14 protein-coding genes are annotated in these 13,646 nt (G+C 40.8%); 8 read left to right on the forward strand and 6 right to left on the reverse strand.

Annotated features, from left to right (window positions below):
* Nucleotides 1–62 precede the first annotated feature (62 nt).
* Complete coding sequence (locus tag V7K35_RS13900; protein WP_335079855.1) at nt 63–833, reverse strand: pentapeptide repeat-containing protein; 771 nt, start codon at nt 831–833, stop codon at nt 63–65.
* 438 nt (nt 834–1,271) lie between these two features.
* Between V7K35_RS13900 and V7K35_RS13905 the strand changes: the two genes are divergently transcribed.
* Nucleotides 1,272–1,538, forward strand: a complete 267-nt coding sequence (locus V7K35_RS13905) for a type II toxin-antitoxin system HicA family toxin (protein ID WP_334793104.1) — start codon at nt 1,272–1,274, stop codon at nt 1,536–1,538.
* The gene (locus V7K35_RS13910) at nt 1,522–1,734 is read left to right on the forward strand and encodes a type II toxin-antitoxin system HicB family antitoxin (RefSeq protein WP_335079857.1); all 213 of its coding nucleotides are present in this window, start codon (nt 1,522–1,524) and stop codon (nt 1,732–1,734) included. The genes V7K35_RS13905 and V7K35_RS13910 overlap by 17 nt, the downstream gene beginning before the upstream one ends.
* Nucleotides 1,735–1,818: 84 nt before the next feature.
* On the opposite strand, the gene V7K35_RS13915 is transcribed toward V7K35_RS13910, so the two are convergent.
* On the reverse strand, nt 1,819–2,880 hold the full coding sequence (locus tag V7K35_RS13915; protein WP_335079859.1) for an L-histidine N(alpha)-methyltransferase: 1,062 nt from the start codon (nt 2,878–2,880) through the stop codon (nt 1,819–1,821).
* 79 nt (nt 2,881–2,959) lie between these two features.
* A complete protein-coding gene (locus V7K35_RS13920) occupies nt 2,960–3,175 on the reverse strand; it encodes a pentapeptide repeat-containing protein (RefSeq protein ID WP_335079861.1) in 216 nt (71 codons plus the stop codon).
* 177 nt (nt 3,176–3,352) lie between these two features.
* On the opposite strand from V7K35_RS13920, the gene V7K35_RS13925 reads away from it, so the two are divergent.
* The 4 genes from V7K35_RS13925 (at nt 3,353) to V7K35_RS13940 (ending at nt 8,265) form a co-directional block, all read left to right on the forward strand.
* Nucleotides 3,353–5,140 carry an ABC transporter ATP-binding protein gene (locus tag V7K35_RS13925; protein ID WP_335079863.1) on the forward strand — a complete coding sequence of 596 codons (1,788 nt, stop codon included), beginning with the start codon at nt 3,353–3,355 and terminating at the stop codon, nt 5,138–5,140.
* 351 nt (nt 5,141–5,491) lie between these two features.
* On the forward strand, nt 5,492–7,291 hold the full coding sequence (locus V7K35_RS13930) for an ABC transporter ATP-binding protein (protein ID WP_335079865.1): 1,800 nt from the start codon (nt 5,492–5,494) through the stop codon (nt 7,289–7,291).
* Between the two features lie 150 nt (nt 7,292–7,441).
* Entirely contained in the window at nt 7,442–7,696 is a 255-nt protein-coding gene (locus V7K35_RS13935; RefSeq protein WP_335079867.1) for a TIGR03643 family protein, read from the forward strand.
* Nucleotides 7,697–7,731: 35 nt separating this feature from the next.
* A complete protein-coding gene (locus V7K35_RS13940; RefSeq protein WP_335079869.1) occupies nt 7,732–8,265 on the forward strand; it encodes a dihydrofolate reductase family protein in 534 nt (177 codons plus the stop codon).
* A gap of 148 nt (nt 8,266–8,413) precedes the next feature.
* On the opposite strand, the gene trxA is transcribed toward V7K35_RS13940, so the two are convergent.
* Together trxA and V7K35_RS13950 are read right to left on the reverse strand one after the other, a co-directional pair.
* A complete protein-coding gene (trxA, locus tag V7K35_RS13945; RefSeq protein WP_334793110.1) occupies nt 8,414–8,767 on the reverse strand; it encodes a thioredoxin in 354 nt (117 codons plus the stop codon).
* 242 nt (nt 8,768–9,009) lie between these two features.
* Nucleotides 9,010–9,321 carry a hypothetical protein gene (locus V7K35_RS13950; protein WP_335079871.1) on the reverse strand — a complete coding sequence of 104 codons (312 nt, stop codon included), beginning with the start codon at nt 9,319–9,321 and terminating at the stop codon, nt 9,010–9,012.
* 699 nt (nt 9,322–10,020) lie between these two features.
* On the opposite strand from V7K35_RS13950, the gene V7K35_RS13955 reads away from it, so the two are divergent.
* Nucleotides 10,021–10,233: a hypothetical protein gene (locus tag V7K35_RS13955; protein WP_334793112.1), complete on the forward strand. Its 213-nt coding sequence runs from the start codon at nt 10,021–10,023 to the stop codon at nt 10,231–10,233.
* Nucleotides 10,234–11,055: 822 nt separating this feature from the next.
* Here V7K35_RS13955 and V7K35_RS13960 read toward each other — a convergent pair.
* Nucleotides 11,056–11,379 carry a hypothetical protein gene (locus V7K35_RS13960; protein ID WP_335079873.1) on the reverse strand — a complete coding sequence of 108 codons (324 nt, stop codon included), beginning with the start codon at nt 11,377–11,379 and terminating at the stop codon, nt 11,056–11,058.
* 539 nt (nt 11,380–11,918) lie between these two features.
* Here V7K35_RS13960 and V7K35_RS13965 point away from each other — a divergent pair.
* Nucleotides 11,919–13,589, forward strand: a complete 1,671-nt coding sequence (locus V7K35_RS13965) for an ABC transporter ATP-binding protein (RefSeq protein ID WP_335079875.1) — start codon at nt 11,919–11,921, stop codon at nt 13,587–13,589.
* The last annotated feature ends 57 nt before the right edge of the window (nt 13,590–13,646 follow it).

The following is a 13,646-nucleotide window of genomic DNA, read 5'->3' on the forward strand; positions in this document are numbered from 1 at the left end:
CAGACTTTGTGCTTTGTCATTTCTCATCTGTTATTATCCCCCTGTTCTGTGAACTCTCCCCCTCAAAAAGGTAAGAACTGAAGCAAGACTGAGCCAAGACTTCCCAAAAAGTCAACGAAACTGGGCTTACCAGCGCTTACCTTCTCATTTACGGGTGTTTGCAGTTCTTTAATAAAAGCCTGCGCTGTTTGCGTTCCAGCGGTATTGTTTTGCGATGTAAACAATTTTTCAGCAACTTGGGCATCTTTGAATGCACCTTGTCTATCCAGTATTTGGTAACAGGCAACACCACGAGCTAAATAAGCACCCGCATATTCTGGTTTAATAGCGATCGCCTGATTAAAATAACTGATTGCTTGCTGTTGGTTACCTTTTTGTGCTTCTGCTACACCCAAAGCATAAAATTCTTCGGGTGTTGCAATTTGTGATGGTATACCAACTGCGCCTTGGAAGTTAGCGCCATTTAAGTAAGCACCAGTCAATTCTGCATTTGCTAGATAGGTATTTCTTAAATCAGCACCCGCCAAATTTGCGCCAGTAAACTTAGTTTGGCTTAGGTTAACACCAAATAAACTCGCGCCACTCAAGTTTGCACCCCGTAAATCAGCACCGCTCAAGTTTGCCCGGCTGAGGTTAGCACCTGTGAGATTAGCACCACTCAAATTGGCTCCAGATAAGTCAGCCATCACTAAACCTGCACTGGTTAAATCACAGTTTTGACATTGTTTGGTTGCCAATAACTGTCTAACGTGTTCAGAATTTGCTGCTTGTACGGTTGTTGTCAAACTAATCGTGGTTAAAAAGGCAGCTATGACTAAAATTTTGTTTTTCATATTCGCGTAATATTTATTACTCCATATTCAACATTAACTGAGACGGATTTATACCTCAGCCTATGATATGAGCAATCTGAACAGTTTGCCCTCTGTAGTTGCCTATATCACTTGTAAATTTGAGTAAACACTTACTGGTTGTGCAAGTTCACTATCTTCTAATTATTTATGCCTAGCTACTTATTTGTTCTTCAGGGGTCAGATCTTGACGTTGCTGTAATACTTTTTGATAATTAGACATAAAATTTACACTTCTACTTCTTTGGACTTTAAGTCATCTTGATTTTACAAAGAAGTGATCTCTAACGACAAGCCGCTATGCGTCTGTGCCTGGAGCTAATGTGATCTCACTCAGGAGTAAAAACAGAGATTAGCTCGTGTATGCCCTGATTTTAAATAAATATGAGACTATAGAAACATTAAGACAGTCAAAAAAACGTGAGTCAGCAAGACAAACTCTTAGAAAAAATCCTCTCTGGGACTTCTGATACAGACATTCCTTTCGCACAACTGTGGCAACTTTTATATGCACTAGGCTTTGATGAACGGATTCGTGGCGATCATCGGATTTTTGTCAAAGCCGATGTTGAGGAAATATTGAACCTGCAACATAAGAGAGGAAAAGCCAAAAGCTATCAAATCAAACAAGTTCGTGCAGTAATTATCAAGTATAAGCTAGGAAGTAAAAATGATATTTCGTTATGAAATTATTCTCTACTGGAGTGAATTAGATCAAGCCTTTATTGCTGAAGTACCAGAATTATCAGGCTGTACTGCTGACGGCGAGACTTATCAAGAAGCCCTGCACAATGTAGAAGTAGTTGTGCAGGAATGGATAGAAACAGCTAAGGATTTAGGGCGTCCAGTTCCTGAACCTAGACGGCGTTTGATGTACATCTAATTGATACACAAGCTAAGTCCATTAGATATCCGACAACTTTTACGAAGTCGGGGATCTGGACAGCGTTAAATCTAATTGAAAAGGTTAGTTACTGGCAACCTTACAAATTACCATAATATGTGATTTGTATTTGTCAGTATTATATTGAATAAGTTGTAATCCAGAACGTTCTAGTTCTTGCAAAAGTTTAGGAATTTCATACTTGTGATGTCGCCAAATAGTTATCTCTTCACCTTCAGGGATTTGAATTTTCTTATCTATCCCCATCTGACTGAAATTTATAATATGATTATGACGAAATTTCATATTAGCAACTATACTATCTGTTTTTAAATCATACTTTCTCACCAATTCACAATCTTCAGATTTAATCCCAATATTATTTTTAACCCATCCATATATTTCTTCTACATGATAGTTGCAGCCACCTCTGACGTTTCCATCCCATTGAGAGTTAGAACCAGTTTCATTAGTGAACACCAGAAAATCGTTTTTTTCCATGCTATCTCTAAAATTTTTGAGTACCTTATCTCTATTTTGATGATTCCCAATGGTAACACCTAAGTGGAAAAATATTTTTGCTGTGTCATCAATTTCAAGGCTAGCTTTATTTTGAAATAAAATTTTTGGTATGCTACTATTTTCTATATCAATCGTCGAACTGATAAATTCAATGGAAGGAAACCATTTTCTAAAATTATTTTTGGATAAATGAAGCAATTCCTCACTAATATCTAAGGCAATATATTTATTAACCTTTCCCAATTTATTAAGTCTTTGAATAAAATTTTTAACTGGATATGAATTTCCGGCACCAACGTCTACAATATTTACTCTTTCGCCACTTTTAATATTGTCATTAAAGTATTTAAAGTTATTCTTTAAAAGGTCAACTTCTACACTTGATGTCCGATACCATGTAGGAAGAATATATTTTAGATAAAAATTATCCCAGATTTTTGCGCCTCTACCTTTATAAGAATACTTTAGAGGTATTTCTCGTCTGATTTCTAATGCATGAATTATCCCTATAATTTCTTCCTCAGAAAAAAGAGAGTAGAATTCAGAACTTGGCTTTGCTGTGCGACTGATAGCAGTTGAGATATCCGATGGAAGTTGGGAATTGCTAGGAAAATTTTGAGCCATTATTCTTGTTATTTGGTTTTCTTAATTTATTCTCCCAGACCCAATTTACACCAGATGTGTCAACCATATCTGGGACCGACTACAGTACTTCCATCTGGCATAATAGAATCAGATTAGCACCACTCAAGTCGGTTCCTTTCAAGTTGACATTCCTGAGATCAGCCTTCCTCAAGGCAGAACAATTCAAGTTGACACCAGTCAGGTTGACGCCTCTCAAGTTAGCACCTACAAGGTTAATACGAGTCAACTCAGCTTCTCTCAAATCAACACTACTCAAATCAACCCCCAGCAGCATACCTTCTCAACAACTCCTCAGCATTCATACCTTAACTCTTAAATCAATTACTACTTAGAATGGCTATTTTAACGACTTTAGTCAATTTTGCGACCTGAGTTAGACCATTATCAAGCGCGATCGCTTATACCATAAAAAATAGGAGATAATTTTTCAAAGATACAGGGGTAAATACCATTGGTTCAGCAACCAGAACTCCAGGAAACTTCGTCGATACAGTCAATCCAGCGGGTGCTTGAGAGTTTAAGCACTTACCGATGGACTTCGCTGGGAGCATTGGCCAGCCTGTTGCTGTTGACGATCGCAAACGCAATTACCCCGCAACTATTTCGCTGGGGAATTGATCAAGGCATCAGCCCAAAAAACATCCAAATTGTGCTATATAGCGCCGCCTGGATGGTAATCGCCGCGATCGCCCGTGGTTTATTTAACTTTGGACAAAGCTATTTGGCAGAAGCCGTGTCTCAAGGTGTAGCCTATGACCTGCGAAACAAAATTTTCAGCAAGATTCAAAATCTCAGTTTCAGCTATCATGACCAAGCCCAGACTTCCCAACTATTAACTCGTGTCACCAGCGATATTGAGCAGATCCGCACCTTTGTTGGCACTAGCTTAATTCAGGTCATCAGTTCAGTTGTGACATTGGTGAGTATTTCGGTGATTTTGCTGGTGATGAACTGGCGATTAGCACTGATTACGCTGACAGTAGTGCCCCTATCTGGATGGGTGATGGCGCAATTTATTACGCGGAATGATAAACTTTTTCGGCAAGTACAAGAGCAACTGAGCGACCTCAATGCTGTATTGCAAGAAAACTTACTAGGAATACGGGTAGTGAAAGCCTTTGTGCGGGAGTCAACTGAAAGGTCGCGTTACACAACCCTGAATGATGGTCTAGTCAGGGCAAACATGAAGACCATTAGCGCCATCCGTAATACCTTTCCGTTAATATTTTTACTGAGTAATTTGGTCACACTGGCAGTTTTCGGCTACGGAGGAGCGCAGGTAATTGGGCGCAGATTTTCCATTGGCGAACTGGTGGCGTTTAACTCCTACCTAGCGTTAATTCTCCAACCTATTTTGTTGATTGGATTTGCTGCACCTGCGATCGCTCAATCAGCTGCTTCCGCCGAACGGGTTTATGAAGTTGTAGATGCAGAGATAGAAATTCGCGATCGCCCCGGTGCTGTCCCATTTGACACCTGTGGTGGGAGAATCACCTTTGAAAATGTTTCCTTTCGCTATCCAGGAGCGACAACCGAAGCTCTTAAAGAAGTTTCCTTTGAAACAAAGCCTAACGAGTTGATCGCCGTTTTAGGGATGACTGCTTCGGGAAAAAGTACAATTATGAACTTAATTCCCCGCTTTTACGATGTCACAGGGGGAGCAGTTCGCATTGACGGACGAGATGTAAAAAGTTTCACGCTCAAAAGCCTTAGATCGCGTATTGGCATTGTATTTCAGGAAACCACCCTCTTCTCTGGCACAATCCGCGAAAATATTGCCTACGCAAAACCCAATGCAACTCTAGAGCAGGTGATTGAGGTTGCCAAAACTGCACAAATGCACGATTTTATCAGTAGTCTACCCGATGGCTACGAGACGATCGTGGGTGAACGGGGCGTGGGCTTGTCTGGCGGACAAAAACAACGAATTGCGATCGCTCGGACTTTACTGACAGATTACAGCATTCTGATTTTAGATGATAGTACCTCGGCAGTCGATGCCAAGACTGCTGCCCAGATTCAAGCCGAACTGGATAAGTTAATCCACCAAAAAGCTTGTACAACTTTTGTAGTAGCTCAACGTATTAGCACCGTCAAGAATGCCGATCGCATTTTTCTTATGGATAAAGGACGATTGGTGGCACAAGGCACCCATGAGGAATTGATGCAAACCAGCCCGCTCTACGGTGTGATTTTGGAATCTCAGGTTAAGGTGAAGAAACAAATGATCCTAAATTAGCACAAGTAGTCCAATACAGTTCAGTTAAGCATTTCTTCCTTCTCTTCCTTCTCTTCTCTACGAGAGGCTACGCCAACGAGACGCTACGCGAATGCGTTCTTCTCTACCAGACCACAGGCGAATGCCTCCTTCTAGTGCAGACGCTGCGCGTACCCCTACGGGGAAGCAAGCTATGCGTAGTGTCTCGTAGAGATAGCAGTAGCCTGGGCGTCTACGTTAAAAAAATTGACGAGGAGGAATTAAGCCTTAACCCAACCGTATTGATAAATAGTTTTGCTTGAGATTTTTATAACAGCGAATAAAGACAAAGACTTTTAATCCAAAATCCAAAATCTAAAATCCAAAATTGGTATGAGAGGCACAGTTACCGTTGTTGCATCTGAGCAGGCGAGTCAGCAATTTTCCACCCTGCGGCGTTTTTTGCAATACCTGCTACTTTATCGCAAAGAAATTCCCATCGCCTTGACATTAGTATTTATTGGTGCTGTAACCCAGGCAATTGGGCCGTTTTTCATCGGTTGGTCGATTGATCACCTAATTAAACAAGGGAATTTGCAAGGACTGCTGGTGTTATTAGGGCTACTAGCGCTGAACTATGGACTTGGTGTTTTGGCAATCCGGGGTCAAATTATTCGAGTCGGTTGGATTATGCAGCGATTACTGGCTCAACTGAGGCAAGATATTTTCATTAAAATCCAAAGTTTGCCACTCAGCTTTTTCGATCGCAGCGAAGCAGGCGATTTAATGAGCCGCCTGCTAAATGATGTCAATACTGTAAATCAGGCATTTGGACTGACGATCGCCCAAATGCTGGGCAACACTTTCAGTTTGGTGGGCATAATCATTGCTATGCTCTCAATCAACCTGCAACTCGGTTTGTTAAGCAATCTGGTTGTGCCACTGATGATTTTTACCACAAGCTTGTTTGCACGTTGGGCAAGAGCCAGGTTTCGTGTTACGCGACAGACTATTGGGGAGCTTTCCGCCAAGTTAGAAGAAGATATTGGTAGCGTCAGAGAAGCACAGGCATTTAATCGTGTACAGATGAACATCGCAGAATTTGACATTCTCAACGCTGCCAATCGTGATGCTAACGTCGATGCTGTAGCAATTACTTCGGCCTTTTTGCCCTCGATCGATTTTCTCAACACACTAGCAACGGCTGCTGTGCTGGCTTATGGTGGCTATCTTGCGGTCACTGGAGGTGCAACCGTGGGTGTGGTGACATCCTTTTTACTTTATGTCCAGCAATTCTTCCGCCCGATCCAAATTCTCAGCCAGTTTTACACCCAAGCTCAATCTGCCTTCGCCGGATTAGAGCGAATCTTTCTATTGCTAGATGAACCGTCAGAACTCAAAGATGCACCCGATGCGACAGAAATGCTGCCTATTCAGGGTGAGGTGACATTTTCAAATGTCAAGTTTGGCTACAACCCAGATCAATTGGTTCTCAAAGGGGTGAATTTGCACGCCTATCCAGGGCAGATGGTTGCGTTAGTAGGGCCGACAGGTTCGGGAAAAAGTACGATCATTAACTTGATTTTGCGCTTCTACGATGTATCTGGCGGTGCAGTGAAAATTGATAATATTGATGTGCGTAGCGTGACTCAAGCAAGTCTGCGGCGTCAAATTGGTATCGTCCTACAAGACAATATTCTGTTCAGTGGCACCGTCGCCGAAAACATTGCCTTTGGCGCTCCTTACGCCACCCAAGCTGATATCGAAGAGGCTGCACAACTAGCAAATGTGCATGAGTTCATTACCTCACTGTCACAGGGTTATACAACTCAATTGGGTGAACGGGGCGCTCCCCTAAGCCAAGGACAGCGACAACTGATCAGTATTGCGCGTGCGGTGTTGATTAATCCCCAAATTCTGATTCTTGATGAAGCCACCAGCAGCATCGATACCCGCACAGAAGCGCTAGTACAAACTGCGATCGCCCGCTTGCTGCAAGGTCGTACCAGCTTTGTGATTGCTCACCGCCTCAGTACAGTTACTCTGGCAGATCAGGTATTAGTAATTCAGCAGGGAGAAATTGTAGAGCAGGGTACTCACGCCGAACTCATCGATCAGCAAGGTGTATATGCGAATCTCTATGCCCTACAACTGGGTGCAGCAGACACAATGGTTCTTCAAAATGAAAAGTAAAATATATATAAGACCTCTTGCAAAAGTCACTAACACCCCTCCCCTTGGTAAGGGGAGGGGAGACAAAGCGTAGCTTTGGCGAGGTGGGGTTCTTATTTTTGATTTATGCAAGAAGTCTATAGCTCAAATTTCTCAATTGCCAGCAAAGAAATGAAATTACCTGACCTCGATTCACAAACCATCGATCGCATTATTGAAATGGCATGGGAAGATAGAACATCTTTTGATGCTATTGAGGCTCAGTTTGGGCTGCTAGAGAAACAGGTAATTGCCCTAATGAGGCGCGAAATGAAAGAATCTAGTTTCCAGATGTGGCGTAAGCGAGTCACCAAACGCAATACAAAGCATTTATCTAAGCGAGAATTTATTGCAGGTCGGTTTAGATCGTCCAATCAAAAAACGTAAGTAATTGAGTGAAAATTACCACATTCAGAAGCACAATGACGAAAGTTACACTTTACATTGCAGCTAGTTTAGATGGCTACATTGCTCGTAGCGATGGCGGAATTGATTGGCTATCAATCCTTGATACAGAAGGTGAAGACTACGGTTACGCTGCTTTTTACGAATCTATTGATGCTATTGTCTTGGGCAGCAATACATATGAAGTAGGGCTTAGTTTCGATGAATGGCCTTATTCGGGGAAAAAATCCTTCGTTTTCACCCAGCGCCATTTCCAATCTGACCACGAAGACGTTGTGTTTGTTTCGGACACAGTGAAGCACGTCTTAGCAAATATGGAGGCTCAAGGTTTGGAAAATATCTGGTTAGTTGGTGGCGGAGCATTAATCAATTCGTTTCTTCAGCACAGCTTGATTGACGAATATATTATTTCAACTATTCCAATTATGTTAGGTGGTGGTATACACCTTTTCCCACCAGCTAGCGCTGAAGAAAAATTGGAGCTGATTGACTCAAAACAATATCCTAATGGTTTACTCCAATCACATTATAGGCAAAAAGGAAAGGGTTAAAAATTTATAATTGTGTTTCAAGTGGTGAGAAGTCCGAGGGTCGGCTTGCGAGGCTCGGAACTTCGGGGAATTTAAACTCCACCTGAAACGTGACTGCTGTTATTAGGCATCCGGGTATTAAACCTTATTTAATTTATGAATATACCAATTACGTTGAAACACCCTCAAGAAGCTTCTGAACAGCGTTGCTGAAGTCTTCGTAAGGAGAAACTCCCACGATGGTTTCTGCTAAAGTACCATCTTTGAAAATTAAAACTGCTGGAATACTGCGAAGACCGAATTTTTTGAAAATCGGCTTGTTGCTATCAACATCTATTTTAACGACTTTGGCGCGACCTTTGTATTCCTGGGCAAGTTGATCCATTAACGGACTGATCAGGCGACAGGGGCCACACCAAGTAGCAGTAAAATCAACAACAACGACTTTCTCTTCACTTCCAGTTAAAACAGTATCAAATTCACTTTCTTCAACGTAAGCAACTATCTTAATATCAGTAGACATTTTTTAATTCCTTAGTGTGCAAACTAAAATTTCAGCAAAAAGCTAACTATACAAACTATACTCCCTTCTGGGTGTCAGATTTACCAGTCATCTAGATTGGGAAACCCCCGCAACTGACTTTTGCTTGGTAGCGTGGATTTAATAACCTACAATTTTCTTACGTAGGATACGTTAGCGATCGCATAACGCACCCTAACAACTTACTTAATCCAAAAATCTCATACCTTTAAAGGGTGGAGGTATCAATAGTCATCCTGCTGATCAAACAGTTCTAACAACCCAATTGTGCCTACAAAAAAAGTATAAGTAGCATATTTTATTGGCATCTTTTTTCTGGAAGGTGCATAAAAAGCTGCTATAATGCTTTCTATAAAATGGCAGGTCATGGCAAAACGCTCAATCCAAAAAATTGGATTAAGACTGCTTGGTAAATAACTATTAGTTATTACTGCATAAATATTCCACGATTCCAATCCAATTGCGCTTGTTATAAGCACTATAGATATAACTTTTACAAAGGTAAAAAGGTTTCTCTTTATAAACTTTAAGTTCATCCTGTTCACCAAAAAATGTTTAACATATTTACAAGACTCGGTAAAGTAACAGATAAGTTAATGCGTCTTATCTAAAAATTCTCCCGAAATCAACCAATCTTATATCATAATTTACATTTTTGTAAAAGCCTGTCAAAATATCGATATGATGTATTAAGCCAATATTCCCAAACTATTGAGAATGGATTTGTGGAAAAAACTATGCAATTTTGCCGTTTGAGGATTTCTCGTGAAAAGTCGGGAGCATCCCAAATGTGTAAAAACATAATTTGTCGTTGCGAGCAAAACGCAGTGTTCGCAAAGCATCTTGTAAAGTTGGAGTCCGCTTCATTCGCAATTGACTTTTAACGATTTTGGTAAATTTGCTTGCTATTGGAATGCTCCCTAAAAGTCTCCTCCTTTGGAGAATATAGCGGTTCCCACATGGGTAAGGTACAGAAAAAATAATTAACCACAGATGAACACAGATACAAGGTAGGGACACAGCAATGCCGTGTCCCTGATTGCATTAAGCGTCTGATTCAATGCCCTAAAAACCCCGAAAAAATCAACTACTCAGGCAAGGAAAAATGCCATACCCCTAAACACTACTAGTCAAAAGATTAAATCACCAGATATTTAAAAAATCATAAAAGTGTGGAACAATACATAGGTGGTAAATTTAATTGCACTCTATAGATTAATAAGAAATGTAAAGCTATGATTGCTCAACATTACAATAATTCAATTCATGTTGAAAAAAACTTACTTAAACAAATCAAAATTAAAGAAAATCAGCTAAAAATTGCACAAGAATCTAATCTGCTCTATGTAGCAGAAGGATTACAAAATGAATTATTAAAGTTACAGTGTCAATTATCAGAGCCGCAAGACGCTGAAATCCAAGCGTTGATGAGTTTACTAGACGATTAAGATTGTAAATTTGTGTTGCAAAGTTTATTCAAAACACAAAATCTCTGTTAAGAGAAAGCAGAGTATAGTGATTGTGATGCCTGGCGGTGTGGTTTAGGCAAACGTTTTTTAACAGTCAATGCCTTGGGATTAATACTGAGAGTTTTGGTTACTGCTACCAGTATGGTGAGTGTGTTCGTGTTAGCGTCCTCTAGGGAAGGAACATCCACAAAAAATTATCAAGCACCAAGTTATACCAAAGTTACTAAACCTGTATATTAGACCTCTTGCATAAGTTGAATAGACCCCCCTTAATCCCCCCGATATATTGGGGGGAAACTTTAAATCTTGCCCCCTCCCCTTCATAAGGGGAGCCACTGCGTTGGGCGGCTCTGCCGACTTGAAGCAAGTGGCGTGAGGGTTGGGGAGGGGTGATTCAAGGATTTTTGCAAGAGGTCTATTCTTTAAGAATTCCTAAAGAATTACTACTTGAACTGATCAGCGTGTCACAAGCTATATAAGGAACGAACCGCAAAGGGCGCATAGACACGTACTCCTACGGAGAAGCAAGCTACAGCGTCTCCAAGGGTTGTGGCTTTCCGCAGAGTAGCCTCACAAAGAAATGGTATAAGTCCAAATGTAGCCTAAACTGGCGATATTTGCAGTAAATAGTCACGATTAAGAGTCAGCCAATCAAAAAATCGAAAAGACATGGCTGTTCTTTCTTTTGAAGTGGATGGAAAAAGTAGTTTATTCAACACACTACTTTTGATTTCCGCACTCTTCAGATGTAAGGAGTTTTCTCAAAAATCAAATAGAAGTCCTATAGAAGAATGATAATTATCACTTAGATAAGATGTTAGGGTTTTGCTGGATCTGTGGTATTTTTGTCTCTGGTACTAAATCAATCTTAAGAACAGGTTTATTTGAGCGCAGTTGCCTTTGTCTAAGAATTTGAATTTCTCTCTCAATAGAATCTTTTCCTTGCCTAAAAAAGTCTTGAGAATTATATGGAACCAAGTCACGGGATAAATGTTGAGCTTGTGCTGGAGTCAATCTAGGAAGGGGTTGTTGAGCATTGGCAGAAGTTTGTACAACCAGCAAAAAAGCTGTTGAAACTACTAAGGGTTTTATTTTTATAGATCCGGTGAATATCGAATTAAACATGATTGATATTATTTATTGAATGAATGCTGATTCCAACCATCTTGTGTTGATCTGCTTATTAGTAAAGTACACTTATTGGCTTACTAATTACCTCCCACAAATGGGTGAATTAATTATTAGAAACTGAGAAAGGTGCAAATATCAAGCTGATGAAGATTAATTAGCTCAATAGTAAAAATGCTTGCTCGTCTCTTAACATAAACAGATAAAACTTGAGACCATCGGTATAAATCAGTATGATAGAACATTGACGGATATTGTCACTATCTTTGGATTGGTTGTCGGTAGATACATTGGGTTGATCCAACCTCAACGTCTCTGTTATAGAACTGTTATTCATCGAAAGTCGGCAGGAAACTTCATCTCCTTGTGGGTGGAGTTTTTTATAAAGGCGATGCCAACTCTTGGAGACGCTACGGCAGATTACGCCTACGTTAAGACAATAAAGATGTTCGGACAACGGAGGTCTAATACTAATCTGATAGACTATCTTAAATTTGAAATTATAAAAGCTGGTAGCTCAGGGCTAATAACTAACTATGAGTAAAGCCTTATTCTGTATCGAAAATCTGCGAGTTGCTTATCCTCACAGGAATGGAGAAGAAGCAAGCTGGGCGGTTGATGATGTATCTTTGAGCTTGCAACCAGGTGAAAGAATGGGATTGGTGGGAGAATCTGGTTGTGGTAAGTCAACTATAGGACGGGCAGTAATGCGTTTACTACCAGCCTCTAGTCGTATTCAGGGACGGGTGACATTTCAAGAACAGTCAGTGTTTGACTTGACGCCTAACCAGTTGCGGAAATTTCGGGGAGAGGCGATCGCCTTAATTTTTCAAGATCCGATGACACGCCTCGATCCGCTGATGACGATTGGTAAGCATTGTATCGAAACCCTTCAGGCGCACTCACCAGAATTATCAACGCGAGAAGCCAAAAAAAAAGCACTTGCTACCTTGGAAAAGGTGAATATTCCGGCTAGTCGCTGGAATCAGTATCCCCATGAGTTTAGCGGTGGAATGCGCCAACGGGTAGCGATCGCCTTAGCTTTACTCCTCAACCCCAAGTTAATTGTTGCCGATGAACCCACCACCAGTTTAGATGTCACAGTTTCCGCGCAGATTTTGAAAGAATTAACTCGCCTGTGCAGTGAAGAAAACATGGGATTGTTGCTGATTTCTCACGATTTAGCAATGGTGGCTGAGTATTGCGATCGCATTGGCGTTATGTACAACGGCAAGATGGTGGAAATGGGTTCTACAGAAACTGTATTTAGACATCCTCAACATGAATACACGCGATCGCTCTTAAAAGCAGCTTTACATATTCAAGCAGTAAATGATAGTGGAGAATTGATAATTGTCAATGATGAACAAAAGCAATTACCAATTATTAATAAGCAATCCCCAATTTTGAGTCTGACTGAACTCAAGCAATATTACACCATAGAACCTAACTTTATTGAACGACTACTTAACACACAAACGCAAACAATTAAAGCAGTAGATGGTATCAACCTGGATATTTATTCAAAAGAAATTCTCGGCTTAGTCGGGGAATCAGGTTGTGGTAAAAGTACGCTATCACGAACAATCTTGCAACTAATTCGTCCCACCAGTGGCAAAGTTGAGTTTTTAGGACAGGATTTAGCTAGACTGTCGCGCCAAGAAATTCGCTCCTCACGGCGACAAATACAAATGGTTTTTCAAGACCCCCATGCTTGTCTCAATCCAGCGATGACAGTGGGACAAAGTATCGCTGATCCTTTATTTATCCACAATCTAGCCGATCCCCTTAAAGCAAAAGAACAGGTTTTGTGGATGCTAGAGAAAGTCGGGTTAACACCGCCAAAAGTGTATTATGAGCGTTATCCATCAGATTTGTCTGGTGGACAACAGCAAAGAGTTGCGATCGCTCGTGCTTTGATTACTCACCCTAAACTTTTAATCTGCGATGAACCTGTGAGTATGTTAGACGCTAGCGTCCAGTCGCAAGTGCTGGATTTGATGTTGCAATTAAAGGAAGAGTTTGAGTTAACTTATCTGTTCATCACTCATGACCTTTGGTTAGCTCGATTTTTGTGCGATCGGATTGCCGTGATGAATAACGGTAAAATTGTCGAACTCGGTCTGACAAAAAATATTTTTGCTAATCCTCAGCATCCTTATACCAAAACCTTACTAGCTGCTGCTCCATTGCTAGCACGCGCTTAAATAAATTAAGGTGAGGAGTTTTGAAGAAGAATTCAGAAGTCAGAATTCAGGAGTCAG

Origin of the sequence: Nostoc sp. (assembly GCF_036917275.1) — a bacterium.
In the GTDB taxonomy this organism is placed as follows: domain Bacteria; phylum Cyanobacteriota; class Cyanobacteriia; order Cyanobacteriales; family Nostocaceae; genus Nostoc.